Genomic DNA, 19,821 nt, shown 5'->3' with positions numbered 1-19,821 from the left:
CATGCGTCCTCTGCCTCTGCTGCCGTTGCAGCTCGTTCTCGGCGGTGTCCTGCAGCGGATTCATCGGCGCAATCCTGCACTATTCGACCGGCTCGGCCCTCACGCGCGTGCGCGCTTCGGCATCAGGCCGATCGACCTGCCGTTTGCCTTCGTGGTCGAGGCGACGCCGCCGCGCCTGTCCGTCGTGCGTGATTTGCCGCCGGGACTGGATGCGCGGATCTCGGCCTCATTCGCCAATCTGCTGGCTCTGCTCGAAGGCCGGGTTGACGGCGATGCCCTGATGTTCTCGCGCGAGCTGGTCATCGAGGGCGATGTCGAGGCGGTGCTGGCGCTGCGCAATGCGATCGACGACGCCCAGCTCGATCTCGCCGCTGAAGCGTCCTCGCTGTTCGGCCCGCTGGGAGTGCCGGTGAGGCGTGCGTTCGAGGCTGCCCGCGGCCACGTGATCGGTTCATCCGGGCAAGCGAGCAGTTGAGATGATGGAACTGATCTGTCCTGCCGGCACGCCGGCGGCGCTGAGAAGCGCGATCGATGCCGGCGCCGACGCGATCTATTGCGGCTTCAACGACGAGACCAACGCGCGCAATTTTCCGGGGCTGAATTTCAGCCGCGACGAGATGCGCAAGAGCATCGCGCTGGCGCATGGCCGCGGGGCGAGGGTCCTGGTGGCCATCAACACCTTCCCGCGCGCCTCCGCCGTCGAGCTCTGGCATCGCGCGGTGGACGATGCCGTGAGTGCCGGCGCCGATGCGCTGATCCTCGCCGACATCGGCTTGATGGACTACACGGCGCGGCGCCATCCGAACCAGCGTCTTCATGTCTCGGTTCAGGCCGCGGCCGCAAATCCCGATGCCATCGCCTTCTATGCCGAAACCTTCGGCGCAAAGCGCGTCGTGCTGCCGCGTGTCCTCAGCGTCCCCGAGATCGCCGAGATCACCCGGGAGTCGGCCTGCGAGACCGAAGTTTTCGTGTTCGGCGGCCTCTGCGTGATGGCCGAGGGGCGCTGCTCGCTGTCGTCCTATGCGACCGGCAAATCGCCGAACATGCAGGGTGTCTGCTCCCCTCCAAGCCACGTGACCTACGAACAGACCGCGGACGGGACCAAGTCCAGCCTCGGCGGCTTCGCCATCAACCGCTTCGCCGTGAGCGAGCCTGCGGGCTATCCGACGCTGTGCAAGGGCCGCTTCTCGACCGCGCAGGGCGCCGGCTACATTTTCGAGGATCCCGTCAGCCTGGATGCCACGACGCTGCTCAGGGGCATGCGCAATGCCGGCGTGACGGCGCTCAAGATCGAGGGCCGCCAGCGCGGCCGTGCCTATGTCGAAAGCGTGGTGCGGCATTTCCGTCATGCGCTCGCGGCGCTCGAAAGCGGGAGCGAGACCGACATTGCGAGCCTGAAACCATTCACCGAGGGACAGGCCTCCACGCTCGGCGCCTATCGTAAGACCTGGCGCTAATCTTTTCGAATTTGTGAGATCCAGCGATGCAACTCAGCCTCGGTCCAGTTCTGTACAATTGGGCGCCGGAACGCTGGCGCGACTTCTATTTCCGCATCGCCGACGAAGCGCCGGTCGATGTCGTCTCGGTCGGCGAGATCGTCTGCTCCAAGCGCTCGCCGTTCTTCGCCGACCACATCCCGGCCGTGGTCGAACGTCTGCAGAGCGCGGGCAAGCAGGTGCTGCTGGGCTCGCTGATCCTGGTCTCGCTGCGGCGCGAGCGGCGCCAGACCGAAGAGCTCGCGGCGGTCGAAGGCGCCATGGTCGAGGTGAATGATCTGACCTGCCTCAGGGCGCTCGCAGGCCGGCCGCACGCCATCGGGCCCTTCGTCAACATCTACAACGAGGCGAGCGCGGCCTTCCACGCCGCGCACGGGGCGAAGCGCATCTGTCTGCCGCCGGAATTGCCGTTGGCCTCGGTGGCGACGATCGCGAAGGCCATTCCCGATGTCACGACCGAGGTGTTCGCGTTCGGCAGGGTGCCGCTGGCCATCTCAGCCCGCTGCTATCACGCGCGCCTTCACAAGCTCGCCAAGGACAATTGCCGCTTCGTCTGTGAGAAGGACCCGGATGGGCTTCTTCTGAACACGCTGGAGCAGCAGGACTTCCTGACCATCAACGGCGTGCAGACCCTGTCGCACACCTGCGCCAATCTGCTGGGGGACGCCGGCATCTTGCGCGAGAGCAAGGTCGGCTCGCTGCGCCTGTCGCCGCAGGATTGCGACATGGTCGAGATCGCCAGGATTTTTCGCGACGTGCTCGACGGTCGTGACGATGCCGACGGCGGCAACCGCCGGCTTGCCGCGGTCTATGCCGGTGTGCCGTTCTCGAATGGGTTTCTGTGGGCAGAGCCGGGGCACCTCTACCGTCGCGGCCGATCGGGCGACATGCAAAGCGTGGCGCCGCAGATCGGCCCCGTCTAGTCCGATAGACCATGGCGGCCCACGCGCCGGGCCGCCAGGTCCTCGGGCTCAGCCTTGGTCGCACGTCGATCAGGCTGCGTTCGACGCCTTGGCGTTGACGCCCTTGCGAAGCGCCACCGTGTTCAGCTTGGTGTTGGCAGCCTTCTCCTCGTTGAGATTGGTCGTGAGGAAGCGCACGATGTCGTCGTGGCCTAGCTCTTCGGCCCAGGCGATCAGCGTGCCGTAGCGGCACATCTCGTAGTGCTCCACGGCCTGCGCATTGGCGACGATCGCCGCGTCGAGCACCGCCTTGTCCTCGATCTCGCCGGCGGTCGCGTCGGCCTCCTTGATGAGGCCGTCGATCGCCGGGCATTGCGTGCCGCTGGGCTCCTTGCCGAGCTTGGCGAACACCTTGTCGAGCCGCTCGACCTGCTTGTTGGTCTCGTCCAGATGCGCCTTCAAGCCGGCAACGAGATCCTTGTTGGTTGCCTTCTCGATCATGTCTGGCAGCGCCTTCAGGATCTGCTGCTCGGCGTAATAGATGTCCTGCAGCCCGTGCAGCAGCAGGTCTTCCATGGTCTTGATGTCCTTGGTGAAGAAACCCATAAACGACGCCTCCTTTTTACAATGATGGCACTGGAACGCTCGACGTCCGCAGCTGTTCCATTCCATGTTGAGACCAGGAGAGCCGAATGAACGACGGTGTTGATCATCTTGCGGGCCTGCTCGGACGCGCGGCGATGGAGGTGTGGGGCGACATGCCGCGCGACATCCAGGAGGCGCTGTTCGAGGCGGCCATGAAGGGGCGCGCGACCGAGCGTGAGGAGCTTGCGCGGCTGCTGCACGAGCGGCATCCGCGCACGCTTCATCCAGCCCGGCCGGGATGAGCCCAAAGAGGGGGAACGATCCTGCGCGCTCACGATTGGTAAATTGTATGACGCGTCGCCGAATGGCTCGAATGAAGCCGTGGCAGGCGCCTCGCTCGACTGTTGATCATATCTGAGAGTCGATCGCCGTGACTGGGCTGAACATTGGAAAATGGTACGACCCGATCACGGAGCGGTGGATCGTGCCTCGCGACGTCCGCGCCATCGCCGGCTACGGACAGCCCAGTGGCGAGAAGATGCCGGACGCATACGAACGCGGTGAGGCGCAGCGGATCTGGGAGCTTCTGGTGGATTGCTGCGCCGGCGAGTGATGTGGCCACCGATGCTGGGGGCGGCCGCCGCTGGATGCCCGCATTGGAGTGCACGTCCGGAGTGCAGGTCGCCATAGCGTGATCACATAGACCGCAAGGGCGACGACAATCGGCCAGCCCACGACGTCGACGCTGATCAATATCTTGCCCATGCCGGTCCGCGGCCTTGTCTGCAATTTCAATGAAGCTGCGGAAGCTTTCGTTCCTCGCGAGGCGGCCGGCGGCCGGGCTCTGCGCGGGGCAGCCCAGCGTTTCCGTCAAGGCTGATCTCGACGACGTTCGGGCCGGATCGGTATAGTACCACCCCGATTGCAGGCGCCGCCGGAACAAGGATCAGACGATGGACGATACGATTGGCTTCCCCGACCCCGGTCTGGACCTTTCCGACGGCTTCAAGCCGCACACCTCGCATTGGGGCGTGTTTTCGGCGCGTCAGGGCGCGGCCGGGCTCGAGGTTCGGGCCTATGCGGGCGATCCCGATCCCAACGGCATCATCGACAATTTCCCCGGCGCGCTGCGCCACCAGGCGCGCATCGCCCAGCCGGCGATTCGCCGCGGCTGGCTCGAGCGTGGACCCGGTCCGGACGATCGCCGCGGCCGCGACGAGTTCGTATCCGTCAGCTGGGAAAAGGCGCTCGACCTGCTCGGCGACGAGCTCGGCCGCATCCGCGACACGCGTGGTCCCGGCGCCGTGTTCGGCGGCTCCTATGGCTGGTCGAGCGCAGGCCGCTTCCATCACGCCCAGAGCCAGGTGCATCGCTTCCTCAACATCGCGCTGGGCGGCTATGTGCGCTCGGTGAACACCTACTCGTCCGGCGCTTCCTCGGTGCTGCTGCCGCAGATTTTGGCGGGCTATGAGGACATCACCAAGCGCAACGTCACCTGGGAGCAGATCGCGACAGAGACCGAGATCGTGCTGGCGTTCGGGGGCATGGCGCTGAAGAACTCGATGGTGGCCGGCGGCTCGATCAGCAAGCATGTCGAGCGCGGCGCGATGGAGGCGGCGCGCAAGCGGGGCTGCGAGTTCGTCCTGGTCAGCCCGCTCCGCGACGATCTGCCGGTGGAAGCCGGCGCCGAATGGATGAGCTGCGTGCCCGGCACCGACACCGCGCTGATGCTCGGCATCGTCCACACGCTGGTCAGCGAAGGTCTGCACGACCAGGCCTTCCTCGATCGCTACACCGAGGGCTGGCCCGTCTTCCTGCGCTATCTCATGGGCGAGAGCGACGGCCAAGCCAAGCACGCCGAATGGGCCGCCGCGATCTCGGGCGTCGATGCGAACACCGTCCGCAAGCTGGCGCGCCGCGCCGCCGGCAAGCGCACGCTGATCATCGTCTCGCATTCGCTGCAGCGCGCCGAGCATGGCGAGCAGCCGGTGTGGATGGGCATGGTGCTGGCGGCAGCCCTCGGCCAGATCGGTCTTGCCGGCGGCGGCTACGCTTATTCGCTGGGGGCGATCGGCTATTACGGCCGCCGCGTGAACGACGTGCCGGGGCCGACGCTGGGGCAGGGCCGCAACGGCGTTGCCGATTTCATACCGGTGGCGCGCATCGCCGACATGCTGCTCAATCCCGGCACGACATATCGCTACAACGGCGAGACGCGCACCTATCCGGACATTCGTCTCGTCTATTGGGCCGGCGGCAATCCGTTCCACCATCACCAGGACATCAACCGCCTGCGCAAGGCCTTTGCGCAACTCGACACCTTCGTCGTGCACGAGCTCGCCTGGACCGCGACGGCGCGTCACGCCGACATCGTGCTGCCCGCGACGATGACGCTGGAGCGCGAGGACATCGGCTATTCCACCAACGATCCCCTGATGGTCGCGATGCACCGCATCGCCGAGCCGTTCGGCCTGGCGCGCGACGATTTCGACATCTTCGCTGATCTCGCCGAGCGTCTCGGAGCGCGCGAGCCCTTCACCGAGGGACGCACGTCGCGGCAATGGCTGGAGCATCTCTACGAGCCGACCCGCGCCTCGCTTGCGAGGCGCGGCCTGGAGGCACCGAGCTTCGAGGAGTTCTGGGCGCGCGGCAGCCTGGTCGTGCCGCAGCAGCCCGACGACGGCGGCCGGCTGCGTCGTTTTCGTGAAGATCCGGTCAATCACGCGCTGCCAACACCGAGCGGTCGCATCGAGATCTTCTCAGCCAAGATCGCCGGCCATGGCGATGCGGATTGTCCAGGCCATCCGGTCTGGCTGGAGAAGTCCGACATGCCCAAACCTGGCGCGCCGTGCTTCCTCGTCGCCAACCAGCCGGTGACCCGCCTGCACAGCCAGCTCGATTTCGGCGGGCATTCGCTTGCCGCCAAACATCGCGGCCGTGAGGTCGCGCGCATGAACCCTGTTGACGCCAACGCGCGCGGCATCACGGACGGCGACATCATCCGCCTGTTCAACGCGCGCGGCGCCTGCCTTGCCGCGGTCCACGTCACCGACGGCATCGCGCCCGGCGTCGTGCAGCTTCCGACCGGCGCCTGGTACGATCCGATGGATCCCGAAGACGAAGCGCCGCTCTGCGTGCACGGCAATCCGAACGTGCTCACCCGCGACGTCGGCACCTCGTCGCTGGCGCAAGGCTGCACCGGCCAGCTGACGACGGTGGAGGTCGAGAAGTTCACCGGCAATCTACCGCCGATCCGCGCGTTCGATCCAGCGTAGGCGAGAGGCAGTATTTCGGTCTCGTGTCCCGGCTCTGCGCGGCTGACAGGGATCGAGCAGGAAAGAGGGGCCGTCCTGTGTGGGATCAGGGCGGCCCCGAGAAGCTCGCAGGCCCGGGAGGAGAGGGCGCGAGCTGGCCGACACTCAAGCGGCTGCGCTGGCCATCCAATCCCGCTCCGGGGAAGGACGACGCGGTGAGGGGGCTTCGACCGCGGGCCGCTCCCCTTTGCTGGCAAGACGCCAGCGCGCCGGAGACTCGCCACTGATGCGCTTGAAGACAGTCGAAAAATGCGCCTGGGTGCTGAAGCCGACCGCCAGCGCGATCTCCGCCAATGGCAGCTCGGTGGTTGCGAGCAGCGTCTTGGCATGCTTGGTCCGGTGATGCAGCAGATATTCGCGGGGACGGTAGCCGGTCGCGGCACGGAACTGGGCTGCAAAATGCATCCTGGACAGGCCGGCGACATTGGCGAGCTCGGCCAGGCTGATGTAGCGGTCGAAATGATTCGCGATAAATTGCTCGACCCGCCGCAGCCGCCATTTTGGCAGGGCGTTGACCCTGACACGCCGCAGCTCCATTCCCGCGATGTGGCTTTCCCGGGCAATGACCGGTGTGGGGCGAAGAACCTCGTGATCCCGCGCGCCGGCCGGAAGATCGATCCAGACATGCGCAGGGTGCAAGTTGCTCGACATCGTTCGTCCTCTCCAGGCTTTGCGGCTGTTTGCGACGATCGGCAAACGCGCAAACTCAATGCTTTCCATGCTCGGAGGATAGGCGTGAGCTGGCCAGGACGCTCGTTAGTGGTGATTAGGATCTGTTAGATTTTGTGCGCGCGCACCGCGTGCGACAGCCCGCCGCAGGCTCCGATAAGGCAGTTCGTTGGACGTTGAGAGCTGTGGGCCGTCGTCGGGCTCGCGCGCGCCGCCGCTATTCGAAGACGGCGTCGAAGATCTCGACGTCCATGAGCACGGGCCTTGCGATCACGGTTCCATCCGGCCGCAACGTCTGAATGCGTCGAAGTGTCGGCACCACGATGCCGCCGAAGCTGTCGTGAGCCCAGGAGGAATGTGCGACCTTCATTCCGAAGAGATCGTGATCCGTACGCCGCTGCAGGGCGCTCTCGTCGAAATAGTAGATCTGTTCCGGCGCGAGCGTGATGATGTGCGAGGGGAATCGCGCCCGCAGCCGCCGCCACGTTTCGCTACCCTCTTGCCAGGGCGGCAGCTCGTCCACCACGACATCCTCATGGGCGAGCAGGAACGGGTTGGTCAAATAATTCCAGATCGTCACGCCGCAGAAGAAGACGAGATGCAGCTCGTCCGCAAGCGCAGGCGGACTGGCCTCGGGGAACGCGAGGCTCGGGTTGCGCCAGGTCCGCAGGACTTCGCCATCCGGGCTCTCGATGGTGACCGCGTCGGGCTGAAAGGAGCCGGAATATTCCCCGCCGGTAATGCCGGTGAAGCGGACCGACTGCGTCCGGGGCGAGCCCTCTGCCGTCACGTCCTTGAATTCCCCGGCATGTCCGGCGTTGGAAAATAGCGTTCCGCCGACGGAAAGGTGGAGCGTGAACCGGTTCAAGCTGTTCCAGCGGGCTATTCCACCGCTGGCATCGATTACATCATCAAGAAGCGCCATGTCCCGCCATATCCACCGTGCAGTGTTTCCACCATGGCGGGGCCGATGCGGCTTGGCGTGTTAGAAGTTGTTAGGAGTTGCGAGCGGGCGGGATGGCGGTATCTCGTTGAAGATGCTCTCAATTCAGGGCGACCAGCAACGCCCTGGCGGCGATCAGATCGCGCGTCTCGAAGCCCTCCTCGTAGCGCGCGACGAGCGGGGTGAGCAGGGCGCGCGCGTCGCCGGCCTTGCCGGCCCGCTGCCAGATCCGGCTGAGGCTGATCGCCCCGCGAAGCTCCCAGCCGACCGCGCATTGGCGCCGGGACAGATCGAGCGATTTGCGCAAGGTGCTCTCGGCCTCCGCGGCATTGCCCATCCCGGCGAGGATGTCGGCCTTGATCCGGAGCATTTCCGGCATGTCAAAGGATTCGCCATGATCGGGGACCTGGGCAATGGCCGCATTGATCGTCTGCAGGGCCTCGTCGGGCTGATTCTGGGAGGCGAGTCCCTCCGCAAGCGCCGTCGCAAACACCGTTGTCATGATCCGGTGCCGTGTTGCGTAGAGCGTGGCCTGGCTGCGGCGGAGTTGCTCGATGCCCCCGTCCACGTCGCCGCGTCGCAGCAGCAACTCGCCCTTCTGGCCGATGCCGACCGCGTGATAGGGGCCGAGGAAGTGCCGCGCGGAATGATCGATCAGCCGCTCGATCAGAATTTCGGCGTTGGCCCAGTCGCCGACCCAGAGGAACACGTAGATCGTCCAGATCAGGGAGATGCCGAGCGTGAGCGGCTGTTCGAGCAGCTCGGCCTCGCGCACCGTGTATCGGGCCGCCTCGATCGCACGCTCCGGCCGGCCCGTCAGCCACAGTCCGCGCGCCAGCGCCACCAGCGCCACGATGCGGTCGTCGTATCCGAGATGCCCGATATTCAGCCGCTGCGAGCCGGGATTATGCACCATCGCGCTCGCGCAGAACTGCACGGCCTTGTCCTGGTTGCCGATCAAATGATGCGCGACACCGAGCATCCACTCCACGTTCAGCGTGCTGGCGGAGTCGTTCAGCTTTCGCGCAACGCTCTCACCCTGCTCGCCGGTGCCGAGCGCACCGTGAAAATCGCCGACCCTGGTCAGGTAGATATGCAATCCGCGCAGCAGCCAGAGCTGGCAGTGCAGGTCCTCGAGCTCCCGGGCAAGCTGGAGGCTGCGCGTGAAAGCCGTGCGAACCGCTTCGGTATTGCCCTGCGTGAACATCACGGAGACGCCGAGCGCGGCCTGCAGCGTCATCTCTTGGCGGCTGTCGATCGTGTCGGTTTCGAGCGAGGCAAGGGCCTGCTGCGTCCAGCGATAGCACTCGGTCAGCAAAGTCAGCTCGAGGAAGAACTGGGCGGCCGAAGCCGCAAGATCGATTCCGATCGTCCGGTCGCCGCCGTCCGAAAAGCTCCAGCTCAGCGCGGCCCGGACATTGGGCAGGTGATCCGCATAGGGAAGGAAACCACCCGCGCTCTGCATGCCCGTGGATTTGAGCGCGATGTCGCGCAGGAAGTCGCGGAAATATTCGGCATGGGCGCGCGCGACGCGGTCCGTTTCCCCGTTCTCGGCGAGCTTGTCGGCGACGAAGGCGCGGGTGGTGTCGAGCAGGCGATAGCGCAGCCGACGCTCCGCGGGCGAGGTCGCAATCAGCGATTTGGAGAGCAGGTTCGAGATCGCTTCCACCGCCTCGGGCTCGCTGATGTCCTGGCAGGACGCGACGGCCAGCGCGGCCTCCAGCGTGAACGACCCGACGAACACCGACAATCCGCGCAGCGTCGCGCTTTCGGCCGGTGGCAGCAGATCGTAGCTCCAGGCGAGCGCCGCGCTCAGGGTCTGGTGCCGCGGAATCGCGGTGCGCCGTCCTCGCCACAGCAGCGAAAAGCGGCTGTCCAGCAGCGAGGCGGTTCCTGCTATACCATAGGCGTTGACACGTCCGGCTGCGAGCTCGATCGCGAGCGCAATGCCGTCCAGCCGCCGGCAAATCTCGGCGACCAGCGGAGCATCCTCCTCGCTGAGCTCGAATTCGCTCAGGCTCTCCGCAATGCGTTCCACGAAGAGCTGGCTTGCGGGATAGGCAAGGATGTCAGCGATGCCGAGCCCGTCGCGCTGCGGCGGGCAATCCAGCGGAAACAGCCGATGGACGCGCTCACCTTCGGTGCGAAGGGATTCCCGGCTGGTGGCCAGGATATGCAGCCCCGGCGCCTCCAGGACGAGGCGTTCGGCCAGAGGGGCGAGCTCGTCGAGGATGTGCTCGCAGCTGTCGAACACCAGCAGCATCCGCCGGCTGCGCAGGAAGGCCAGCAAGCCCGGCACGGGGTCGTCCGAATTCACGGTGAGGCCCAGCGCGGCCACGATCGTCCCGGGAACGAGCCCGACATCCGTCAGTGCGCCGAAGTCGACGAAACGCACCTGGCCATCGAAGGCTGCAAGCTCGGCATGGGCGACGGCAAGTGCGACCGACGTCTTGCCGATTCCGCCCGGGCCGACGATTGTGACAAAACGATGCAGCGCAAGCTCGGCCGAAATCTTCGCGACCGCATCGTCCCGCCCGATCATCTTGGCGAGCGGCGCCGGCAGCGAGCGGGGCGCAGCGGCGGGATCGCCGGTCCGGATCTCCGGTGGCGCGGCCCGCAGCAGCGGGGCCGCGAAGCAATAGCCGCGTCCGGGGACGTTGATCACGTAGCGGGAACCTTCGCCGGCATCGCCCAGGGCCTTGTCGTTCAAGGCCTTATCGTTCAAGGCCTTGCGCAACGTCGTGATGTGGAAACGCAGGCTGCCTTCGTCGACATTCACGTCGGCCCAGACGCGCTTGATCAACTCCCGCTTGTCGACGACCTCGCCGGCTCGCTCGGCGAGGCAGATCAGGATATCGAGCGCGCGGCCGCCGAGATGATGCGGGACGCCGTCCTTTTCGAGCAATCGCGATTTTGCGAACAAGCGGAAGGGCCCGAAAGCAATAGCCGAATCCTGCTCGTTGGTGTCTGGCACTGGCGAGTAATTCCGGTGAAAGGACTGAAATCCGCACTTTGAACTACCAGAACGCACCGTCCAGTAAACTGGCCGAAAGTGGCGAAATCGCGTGGCCGTCGGCGGATTGCATGGAGGCGATCCCGGCAATCTCACCCAAAAGCAGCAGTTTTGGGCACGTCCGGGCGAGCTCGGCAGTCCCATTGGCAGCGATCGACCGGGCGCTGACCCGGTGCCTGCACCGTCCTTCATAACAGAATCTTGCAACGTCTAACGAGCTAAACAAGTGCGATGCATCCAGTATGGCCTTCGCGTTAGATCCTATTTCAACGGGGAGGCCATGATGTCCGGTATCGGTGCTCGGCCGAACGACCACGTCGTTCGATCTCAATTCGTCGCCAGTCTCGATGATCAGGCGCGTGATTGGGAGCTCGTGCTGCGGGAGTCCCACCATCGCATGAAGAACACGCTGACTCTGCTCGGTGCGTCAGTTCGCCGCGATTTCACGCGCGCAGGCAGAGGGGATGTATCGCTGGCGGTGGACCGGCTCGAGCGGCGCATCGTTGCCTTCGGCAGGCTCTATCAGCTCCTGTCCGACAATGATGACCCCTCGATAGTGTCCGTCGCGCCCTTTTTCGAAAATCTGTGCGGAGCGCTCTCCGAAGCGGTGCTGGAGCCGGCGGGCATTCGCTGCGAGGCTGCCATCGAAAGCGGCACATTGCCGGCTGCGCAGTGCCATCGGCTCGCGCTGATGCTGACCGAGCTGGTCACGAATGCGGCAAAGCACGCTTTTCCCAACAGGAGCGGCGCAGTGATCCGCATCGACGTGGTCCATCGTGACGGCGCCTGGCTCTACACGGTGGCCGACAACGGAATTGGCGCGACCGGCCCGCTTCAGGGCACCGGCAGCCGCATCCTCGAAGGGCTCGCACGCAGCATCCACGCGCGCTTGCATGGCGAGGCAGGGCAGGGCGGCACACGGGTGACCATCGCGATGCCGACCGCCGATTGAGTGCCGATCGTGCTTGCAAGTGCGTCTCACATCAGGGAGTTCGACATGACCATCATCGAAATCGACCGCGAAACCGGGACCAGTCCCTCGACATCGCGCAGCGTTGACATGAAGCTCGAGGTCATCGTGATCCCGGTGTCCGATGTCGACCGCGCCAAGGCGTTCTACGCGCGTCTCGGCTGGCGACTGGACGCTGATTTCACTTCGGGCGCCGACTGGCGTGTGATCCAGTTCACGCCGCCGGGATCGGCGTGCTCGGTGATCTTCGGCAGGAACGTCACGGCTGCGGCTCCCGGTTCGGCACGCGGGCTGTATCTGATCGTCTCCGATCTCGACGCCGCCCGAAAGGATCTGCTCGATCGCGGCATCGTGGTCAGCGAGCCGTTCCACGGTGCCGGCGATGCCCATGCCGGTCCCGACGAGCCATATCTGTTCGGCAGCGTTCGCGTCAGCGGCGCCGACCCGAAGCGCGGCAGCTACAGCTCGTTCGCCTCGTTCAGCGATCCCGACGGCAACGGCTGGCTGTTCCAGGAAGTCACGACACGGCTGCCGGGGCGCATCGCGGGGGGCGGCACCGCGTTCGCTTCATCGACCGATCTTGCCGCGGCCCTGCGTCGCGCCGCAGTGGCGCATGGCGAGCACGAGAAGCGGACCGGCGGGCACGACGAGAATTGGGCGGAGTGGTACGCCGACTACGTCGTTCGCGAGCAGGCCGGTCAAACGCTGCCAGCCTGAAGCCGCTGCACGTCATGGTCACGGCGCGCGATGACGTCCTCATCGCGCGCCGTTTGCGTTGTATCGCCGCGCCTTGCGACAGCGCCCGTCGATCCCCTCAACCGCGCAGACTCGCAAAGGCTAACGCGCTCTAACAATCCATAACAAGCAAATCGGAAGCGCCTGCGCCAGTCTCTCTGCACACGAGCCGACACGTCGAATTTCAAATTCGGTCAGCGTCACCGACCAAAGCAAGGGAGATTCAAAATGACCACGCAAGCACGCGTTGACATCCTCAACCCCGATCGTCGCCAATTGCTGGGCCAGGCCGCGATGACCGCGGTCGCCGCCAGTGTGTCGAGCCTGCTGCCGCTGCATTCCGCAAAGGCGGCGGTGAGTGACGCGATCCGACCGTTCCAGGTCAATGTGCCCGAAGCGGATCTGCTTGACCTGCGCCGTCGCCTCGCGGCGACGCGGTGGCCGGACCGGGAAATCGTTGCCGACCAGTCGCAGGGCGTGCAATTGACGACGGTCCAGCAGCTCGTGCGCTACTGGCAGAGCGATTACGACTGGCGCCGGATGGAGGCGCGGCTGAACGCGCTGCCGCAATTCGTCACCGAGATCGACGGCGTCGACGTCCATTTCATTCACGCCCGTTCCCGGCACGAGAATGCGCTGCCGATGATTGTCACACATGGCTGGCCCGGCTCGATCATCGAGCAGATGAAGATCATCGGCCCGCTCACCGATCCGACCGCGCATGGCGGAACGGCGGCCGACGCGTTCGATCTCGTGATCCCCTCGCTGCCGGGCCACGGCTTCTCCGGCAAGCCGGCGACGCTGGGCTGGGATCCCCAGCGCATCGCGCGGGCCTGGATCGTGCTGATGAAGCGCCTCGGCTACAACCGTTATGTCGCGCAAGGCGGCGACTGGGGCAATGCCGTCACCGAGCAGATGGCGCTGATCGCTCCGCCGGAGCTGCTCGGCATTCACACCAACATGCCGGCGACGGTCCCTGACGACATCGCCAAGGCGTTGCAGCCCGACGGGACGCGGCCGTCGAACCTCTCGACCGAGGAGCGCATTGCCTACGACCAGCTCGACGATTTCTACAAGCACGGCCTAGGCTATGCCATCGAGATGTCGAACCGGCCGCAGACGCTTCTTGGCCTCGTGGATTCGCCGGCGGGCCTTGCGTCCTGGATGCTCGATCACGATGCGCGCAGCGCCGCGATGATCGCACGGGTGTTCGACGGCAAAACGGAAGGCCTGACGCGCGACGACGTCGTCGACAACATCACGCTGTACTGGCTCACCAACACCGCCGTCTCCTCGGCGCGGCTGTACTGGGAGAACAAGCTGGTGTTCTTCGCGCCCAAGCACGTCAAGATCCCGGTCGCCGTCAGCGTGTTCCCGGACGAGATCTACGCCGCGCCGCGCAGCTGGGCCGAGAAGGCCTATCCCAAACTGATGCACTACAACCGCCTCGACAAGGGTGGCCATTTCGCGGCCTGGGAGCAGCCCGCGCTGTTCACTTCGGAAATGCGCACCGCGTTCCGGCCGCTGCGTCAGTCGATCTGAAATCAGCCCGCACCAGGAGTTGCGACCATGAACCGCCCCGAACGTACTTTCACGACCGACGAGATCCGCCTGGAGCGCCACCTGCCGACCTACTGGCGTGTCACCTTCGACATGCCGCCGGTCAATATCTTCGGCCCGAGGCATCTTCCGCTGCTCAGCGACATCGTTACCGCGATCGAAACCGATCCGGAGGTGAAGGTGGTGGTGTTCGACAGCGCCGTCGAAGGCTTCTTCATCACGCATTACGACTTCCTCGCGCCGCCGGAGGAGTCGCGCGCGGTTCCGCCGGGGCCGACGGGCCTGCAGTCGCTGCCTGACACGTTGGTGCGTCTCAGCCGCGCGCCGGTCGTCTCCATCGCCCTGATCCGGGGCCGTGCGACCGGTGTCGGCAGCGAGCTCGCGCTCGCGAGCGACATGCGCTTTGCCAGTCGCGAGAAGGCGATCCTGTCGCAATGGGAGGTCGGTGCAGGCCTTGTGCCTGGCGGCGGACCGATGGCGCGGTGCCGCGGCTGATGGGTCGTGGCCGCGCGCTCGAAGTGCTGCTCGGCGCCGACGACATTGATGGCGATCTCGCCGAGCGCTACGGCTATGTGAACCGGTCGATGCCGGATGCCGAGCTCGACGGTTTCGTCGAGGCGCTGGCGATGCGGATCGCGTCTTTCGACAAGGAGGCAATCGCCGAGACCAAGCGCCTGGTCGATGTCGCGAGCCTGCCGCCGGATGTCGAGATCAAGCCGGAATGGGACGCGTTCCTGGCCGCGCTCGACCGACCTGCGAGCCAGACCCGCATCAAGGCGCTGATGGCGCGCGGCTTCCATCGCGCCGGCGACGTCGAGAACCGGCTGGGTTTTCACGTCGGACAGATCGGCCGCTGAAGCGTCTTCGAGCGAATTGGATGCCGGGCTCCGCGCGAGGAAGCCGCGTCACATCAGCATCAAATCCCGTTCCAGATACGTCGGAACGGGATTTGGCGGAACCGCTGTGGCGCTCGACAGGTTGGAACGGGGACAGGCGGTCACGCCGAAGTCGCCTTCCAACGGTACGCAGTACCGGTACTGACATCAAACAAGGAGAATTGAGATGATCCGCAAGGCAACGGCAGTCTGGAAGGGCACCGGTCGCGATGGGACCGGTCATCTGACGAGCGAATCCGGGGTGCTCGCGCAGACGCCCTATTCGTTCAAGACCCGCTTCGAGAACGAGAAGGGGACCAATCCCGAGGAGTTGATCGCGGCGGCTCACGCCGGATGTTTTACCATGGCGCTGGCCTTCGGTCTCCAGATGGCCGGCTTCACGCCGGACGAGCTCTCGACCGAAGCCGCCATCACGCTCGAGCCCGAAGGCAAGGGCTTCAAGATCAGCAAGTCGGCGCTTACCCTGCGTGCCAAGGTGCCGAACCTCGACGATGCAGGCTTTGCCAAGATCGCCGGCGAGGCCGAGAAGAACTGCCCGGTCTCGAAGGTGCTCAACGCCGCAATCACGCTCGACGCCAAACTGGGCTGAGCGACCGGAGGGAATGCCGCCATGTTGCGTCAAGATGTGCCGCGTCGACACCAGCCGGATGAAGACAGGTTCCGGGCGATCCTGCCGGAGGACATCGCATGGCAGCCTTTCCCTGCTTTTCCGCCGGGCGCACGGCTGGCCGTGATGGTCGGCCATCCCAGTGAACCCGGACCCTATGTGGTCCGGGTCAAGGTGCCCGGCGGCATCAGGCTGATGCCGCACAAGCATCCGGAGGACCGCATCTACACGGTCATGTCGGGCGTGTTCTACATCGGGCTCGGCGAGCATTTTGATGGTGACAAGGTCAAGGCCTATCCGCCGGGCAGCGTGATCGTGCTGCCCGGCGAGACCTGGCATTTCCATTGGGCGAAATCAGGCGAATACGTCACGCAGGTCTCGGCCATCGGGCCGCTTGGCCTCGACTATCACGACGACCATGACGATCCGCGCTTGCATCAGGCTGCGGACGAGCGCTGAGTATCTCAACCAAATTGATGGAGCACCAAATGACGACAGAGCGCGCAGTTTTGGCCGGGGGCTGCTTCTGGGGCATGCAGGACCTCATCCGCAAGCAGCCGGGCGTGATCTCCACGCGCGTCGGCTACACCGGCGGGCAGGTCAAGAACGCCACTTACCGCAATCACGAAGGCCACGCCGAGGCGATCGAGATCATCTTCAATCCCGCCAAGACCAGCTTCCGGACCATGCTCGAGTTCTTCTTCCAGATCCATGATCCCACCACGCTCAACCGTCAGGGCAATGATCTCGGCACGAGCTACCGCTCGGCGATCTTCTATTCGAGCGACGAGCAGAGGCGCATCGCCGAGGACACCATTGCCGATGTCGAGGCGTCCGGCCTGTGGCCGGGCAAGGTGGTGACCGAGGTCGCGCCCGCAGCCGAGTTCTGGGAAGCCGAGCCCGAGCATCAGGATTATCTCGAACGCTATCCGGACGGCTACACCTGCCACTTCATCCGGCCCGACTGGAAGCTGCCGCGCCGCGCGGCTGCGGTGGGAGGCTAGAGCGTTTTCGAGCGAAGTGGGTACCGGTTCGCGTCAAGAAAACGCGTCAAAACAAGAATCCGGCGCCCCCGTTCCGATTTTATCGGAACGGAAAAAGGGTCCAAAGCATGATCCGTAAAAGCGCGAAGCGGCTTTCGGGAAGGATCATGCGCAAACAACGATCCAAAGCGCGATGACAGTTCATCCAAATCTCATCGCGCTTTGGATCGGGTCGCAGCAAACTGTCAGGCGCGCAATTGCACCGTCAGCTCGCGGGCCATGCGCAGGTCGGAGAAATCGGCCCCCTCGGCGAATGACCCGGTGACATTCTCGAGAACCGCCTTGGCGTCCGCACGCCGGCCGGCTCCGATCATGAATCGCGCGAGGCTGGTCGCGCAGCGCAGCTCCCAGAAGCGCGCGCCCTGCTGGGCGGCAATGTCGATCGCCTCGCGAAAGCGCGCCTCGGCGTCTCCCGCATGACGCGCGCTTCTGAGCATCAATTCTGCCTTGATGCGGATCAGCTCCGGCAGATACCAGCGCTCCTGCCGGTCGTCGCAACGGATCAGGACGTCCTCGATCACGTCGAGGCCGCGGTCGACCTGTCCGGCTTCCAGTAAACACGCGGCGAGCTCGGCGAGCAAAGGCAGAAAGCGCGGCAGAAAGCGCGCATCGCCGGCACGATTGAGCTCTTCGCGCAGCAGCGGCAGGCCCGTCGCGATGTCGCCGCGCCTCGCCACGACTGCGGCGTTGAAGGCCCGTGCCCACAGGCCCCACGGCCGGATCGCGTGGCGCTCGGTGTGTTCGAGCAGCTCGGCGCCGTGACGCTCGGCGGCGTCGAAATCGCCGGACCAGAACGCGATCGGGCAGGCGGCCTGCCCCAGCACGCTGCAGAAGGTCAGTGCGTGGCCGTTGGCACGGCCTTCCTCGATGTTGTTGGCGGTCAGCGCCTGGGCCTGGTCGGCGAGGCCTTGAAGCCAGAGGATGCGGGCCCGGAAATATTGCGTCGATATCCTGAGGTCGAGCGGGAAGATTTTCGGCTTCTCCACCAGCACATGCAGCGAGGCGTTGACCCGATCGATATGCTGCCGCGCCTCGTTCTGGTCGCCGAGATAGTGCAGCGCGACGGCCATCAGGCGGTCACCCAGCATGAGGTCGGTGTCGTCGGAAGAATTCGCCGCGGCGTGGGCAAAACGGTCTGCGAGTGCACGCGCCTTGCCGAACTGACCGTTGTTGAACTGGTCGATGCACAGGCCCCAGAGCGCGCGCAGCCGGAAATCCTTGTCGTCGAGGCTCTCGGCCAGCTCGAGGGTCGTCTCGAGGATCGGGCGCGCTTCGCGCGCGCGGCCCTCGCCATACATCAGCGACCAGCCGAGCGCCGACAGCAGCTGCATGCGGATGCGGTCGTTGCCGCCGTCGTCGCCGAGCGCCGCCAGTGCCGTCCGGCAGCGCTCACGGCACTCGGCGAACAGCGACAGACGGACCCACAGAGGCACCGCGGTCGCCGTCAGCGCGATGCCGAGTCTCGCATCGCCGCCCGCCGCGAAGGCCCAGTCCAGCGCCGCGCGCACATTGTCCAGCTCGCCGCCATAGGTGCTCAGCCATTCCGGCAGCGGCGTCGACGTGTCGGTCCCCGCGCGCTCGAAGAAGTCGCGAAAATGCTCCGCATGGCGCCGCGCGAACTGCCTGCTTTCGCCGAGCTCGTTCAGCTTGCCGAGCGCGTAGGTGCGCGTGGTGTCCAGCAGGCGATAGCGCAGCGCCCGCGACCCGGACGGCGAGATCAGCGATTTGGTGACCAGGCTGTCGATCGCCTCCAGCGTCTCGGACATGCTGAGGCCGTCGCCGGAGGCGACCGCGGCGGCGGCCTCCGGCGCGAACGGCCCGGCAAACACCGATAGCCGTCGCAGCGTCGCGCTCTCCGCCGGAGGCAGCAGGTCGTAGCTCCAGTCGAGCGCCGCGGCGAGCGTCTGGTGCCGCGGGACGGCCGTGCGTCGTCCCCGCCATTGCAGCGAAAAGCGGCTGTCGAGCAGGGAGGCCGTGCCGGCGATGCCATACGCATTGACGCGGCCCGCCGCGAGCTCGATCGCCAGCGCGATGCCGTCGAGGCGCCGGCAGATGCTGGCGACGAGCGGCGCCTCTTCGGCGCTAAGCTGAAACGGACCCGAGCTCTGCGCGATGCGCTCGACGAAGAGCTGCGCGGCGGGGTAGGCGAGAACCTCGGCGACTTCGAGGCCCTCGCGCTCGGGCGGACAATCCAGCGGGAACAGCCGGAAAATCCGCTCGCCTTCGCTTCGGAACGACTCGCGGCTGGTCGCGAGAACACGAAGCTGCGGCGCTTCGCGAACGACGCGCTCGACGAACGGTGCCAGATTGTCCAGCACATGCTCGCAACTGTCGAAGATCAGCAAGGACGGGTCGGTCTTCAGATAGGTCAGGATGGCCGGGGTTGGATCCTCGGAGCTGACGGTCAGTCCGAGGACGGAGGCGATGGTGGTCGTGACATGGCTGGCGTCGCGCTGCGGACTGAAATCGACGAAGAAGACGCGGCCGCCGAAATCCGCCGAGCGGCGATGCCCGACCGTGACGGCGACGGCGGTCTTGCCGATGCCGCCCGGGCCGACCACGGTCATGAAGCGATGGAGGGCAAGGCCGTTCGAGATCTTCTCGATGACCTCCTCGCGACCGACCATCTTCGTAAGCTGTGCCGGCAGGGAGCGGGGAGGGGCGATGTCGGCGGGGACTGGCGCGACCTGCGGGGCCGCCTGCGCGAACGAGGCGACGAAGCAATAGCCGCGGCCGGGCACATTGAGCACATAACGGGCCGCCTTGCCGGTGTCGCCGAGCACCTTGCGCAACGATGCGACATGGAAGCGCAGGCTGCCCTCGTCGACATTCACGTCGGCCCAGATGCGCTTGACCAGCTCTCTCTTGTCGACGACTTCCCCCGGCCGCTCGGCCAGCAAGATCAGAATATCGAGCGCGCGGCCGCCGACGTGAAGCGGCTCCCCCTCCTTCTCCAGGAGCCGGGACTTTGGAAACAGCCGAAATGGTCCGAATGAAACGACCGAGTCTTGGTTATTGTCAGCTGGCACGTGCCATTGCCCCCGCAACGGGAGTCAAAAAGGTATTTTGTTCTGGTCTAGCAGAACGA

The 19,821-nt window shown here is 65.5% G+C and carries 16 protein-coding genes and 2 pseudogenes; 13 read left to right on the top strand and 5 right to left on the bottom strand.

The features are described 5' to 3' along the window. The first annotated feature begins 1 nt into the window (after nucleotide 1). From ubiT to ubiV, 3 genes are read left to right on the top strand one after another with little or no spacing between them, the layout of a single operon-like run. Complete coding sequence (gene ubiT, locus CO669_RS18300; protein ID WP_245444350.1) at nucleotides 2–475, top strand: ubiquinone anaerobic biosynthesis accessory factor UbiT; 474 nt, start codon at nucleotides 2–4, stop codon at nucleotides 473–475. Between the two features lie 4 nt (nucleotides 476–479). After that, nucleotides 480–1,457, top strand: coding sequence for a ubiquinone anaerobic biosynthesis protein UbiU (gene ubiU / locus CO669_RS18295; protein ID WP_198964096.1), 978 nt, complete (start codon nucleotides 480–482; stop codon nucleotides 1,455–1,457). A gap of 26 nt (nucleotides 1,458–1,483) precedes the next feature. Next, a complete protein-coding gene (ubiV, locus tag CO669_RS18290) occupies nucleotides 1,484–2,419 on the top strand; it encodes a ubiquinone anaerobic biosynthesis protein UbiV (protein ID WP_097661284.1) in 936 nt (311 codons plus the stop codon). Nucleotides 2,420–2,488: 69 nt separating this feature from the next. Here ubiV and CO669_RS18285 read toward each other — a convergent pair whose 3' ends face one another. After that, nucleotides 2,489–3,004, bottom strand: a complete 516-nt coding sequence (locus tag CO669_RS18285) for a YciE/YciF ferroxidase family protein (protein ID WP_097661282.1) — start codon at nucleotides 3,002–3,004, stop codon at nucleotides 2,489–2,491. An 86-nt stretch (nucleotides 3,005–3,090) separates the two neighbouring features. On the opposite strand from CO669_RS18285, the gene CO669_RS18280 reads away from it, so the two are divergent. The 3 genes from CO669_RS18280 (at nucleotide 3,091) to CO669_RS18270 (ending at nucleotide 6,258) form a co-directional block, all read left to right on the top strand. Beyond that, nucleotides 3,091–3,285 carry a hypothetical protein gene (locus CO669_RS18280; RefSeq protein WP_097661281.1) on the top strand — a complete coding sequence of 65 codons (195 nt, stop codon included), beginning with the start codon at nucleotides 3,091–3,093 and terminating at the stop codon, nucleotides 3,283–3,285. Nucleotides 3,286–3,413: 128 nt separating this feature from the next. Next, nucleotides 3,414–3,596, top strand: a complete 183-nt coding sequence (locus CO669_RS18275; RefSeq protein ID WP_097661279.1) for a hypothetical protein — start codon at nucleotides 3,414–3,416, stop codon at nucleotides 3,594–3,596. A gap of 340 nt (nucleotides 3,597–3,936) precedes the next feature. Continuing rightward, the gene (locus tag CO669_RS18270; protein ID WP_097661277.1) at nucleotides 3,937–6,258 is read left to right on the top strand and encodes a molybdopterin guanine dinucleotide-containing S/N-oxide reductase; all 2,322 of its coding nucleotides are present in this window, start codon (nucleotides 3,937–3,939) and stop codon (nucleotides 6,256–6,258) included. A 144-nt stretch (nucleotides 6,259–6,402) separates the two neighbouring features. Here the strand turns inward: CO669_RS18270 and CO669_RS18265 are convergent. From CO669_RS18265 to CO669_RS18255, 3 genes and pseudogenes are all read right to left on the bottom strand, one after another. Further along, a pseudogene (locus CO669_RS18265) lies at nucleotides 6,403–6,846 on the bottom strand (helix-turn-helix domain-containing protein); the annotation flags it as partial. Nucleotides 6,847–7,183: 337 nt separating this feature from the next. Then, nucleotides 7,184–7,891: a hypothetical protein gene (locus tag CO669_RS18260; protein ID WP_097661274.1), complete on the bottom strand. Its 708-nt coding sequence runs from the start codon at nucleotides 7,889–7,891 to the stop codon at nucleotides 7,184–7,186. Between the two features lie 118 nt (nucleotides 7,892–8,009). Beyond that, nucleotides 8,010–10,883: an ATP-binding protein gene (locus CO669_RS18255; protein WP_097661273.1), complete on the bottom strand. Its 2,874-nt coding sequence runs from the start codon at nucleotides 10,881–10,883 to the stop codon at nucleotides 8,010–8,012. 322 nt (nucleotides 10,884–11,205) lie between these two features. On the opposite strand from CO669_RS18255, the gene CO669_RS18250 reads away from it, so the two are divergent. From CO669_RS18250 to msrA, 7 genes and pseudogenes are all read left to right on the top strand, one after another. Beyond that, entirely contained in the window at nucleotides 11,206–11,874 is a 669-nt protein-coding gene (locus CO669_RS18250; RefSeq protein WP_097661460.1) for a sensor histidine kinase, read from the top strand. A gap of 45 nt (nucleotides 11,875–11,919) precedes the next feature. Then, on the top strand, nucleotides 11,920–12,609 hold the full coding sequence (locus CO669_RS18245) for a VOC family protein (protein ID WP_097661459.1): 690 nt from the start codon (nucleotides 11,920–11,922) through the stop codon (nucleotides 12,607–12,609). A 246-nt stretch (nucleotides 12,610–12,855) separates the two neighbouring features. Continuing rightward, complete coding sequence (locus CO669_RS18240) at nucleotides 12,856–14,169, top strand: epoxide hydrolase family protein (RefSeq protein ID WP_097661272.1); 1,314 nt, start codon at nucleotides 12,856–12,858, stop codon at nucleotides 14,167–14,169. 27 nt (nucleotides 14,170–14,196) lie between these two features. After that, nucleotides 14,197–15,044 (top strand): annotated as a pseudogene (locus CO669_RS18235) (enoyl-CoA hydratase/isomerase family protein). A 205-nt stretch (nucleotides 15,045–15,249) separates the two neighbouring features. Continuing rightward, nucleotides 15,250–15,672 carry an OsmC family protein gene (locus CO669_RS18230; RefSeq protein ID WP_097661270.1) on the top strand — a complete coding sequence of 141 codons (423 nt, stop codon included), beginning with the start codon at nucleotides 15,250–15,252 and terminating at the stop codon, nucleotides 15,670–15,672. 21 nt (nucleotides 15,673–15,693) lie between these two features. Further along, the gene (locus CO669_RS18225; RefSeq protein ID WP_198964088.1) at nucleotides 15,694–16,149 is read left to right on the top strand and encodes a cupin domain-containing protein; all 456 of its coding nucleotides are present in this window, start codon (nucleotides 15,694–15,696) and stop codon (nucleotides 16,147–16,149) included. A gap of 29 nt (nucleotides 16,150–16,178) precedes the next feature. Further along, nucleotides 16,179–16,694: a peptide-methionine (S)-S-oxide reductase MsrA gene (gene msrA / locus CO669_RS18220; RefSeq protein ID WP_097661268.1), complete on the top strand. Its 516-nt coding sequence runs from the start codon at nucleotides 16,179–16,181 to the stop codon at nucleotides 16,692–16,694. Between the two features lie 224 nt (nucleotides 16,695–16,918). Here the strand turns inward: msrA and CO669_RS18215 are convergent, their stop codons facing one another. Further along, the gene (locus CO669_RS18215; RefSeq protein WP_097661266.1) at nucleotides 16,919–19,762 is read right to left on the bottom strand and encodes an ATP-binding protein; all 2,844 of its coding nucleotides are present in this window, start codon (nucleotides 19,760–19,762) and stop codon (nucleotides 16,919–16,921) included. Nucleotides 19,763–19,821: the final 59 nt, after the last annotated feature.

This window comes from Bradyrhizobium sp. Y36 (assembly GCF_002531575.1).
Classification (GTDB): domain Bacteria; phylum Pseudomonadota; class Alphaproteobacteria; order Rhizobiales; family Xanthobacteraceae; genus Bradyrhizobium.
This window is presented reverse-complemented; position numbering and strand designations above follow the sequence as displayed.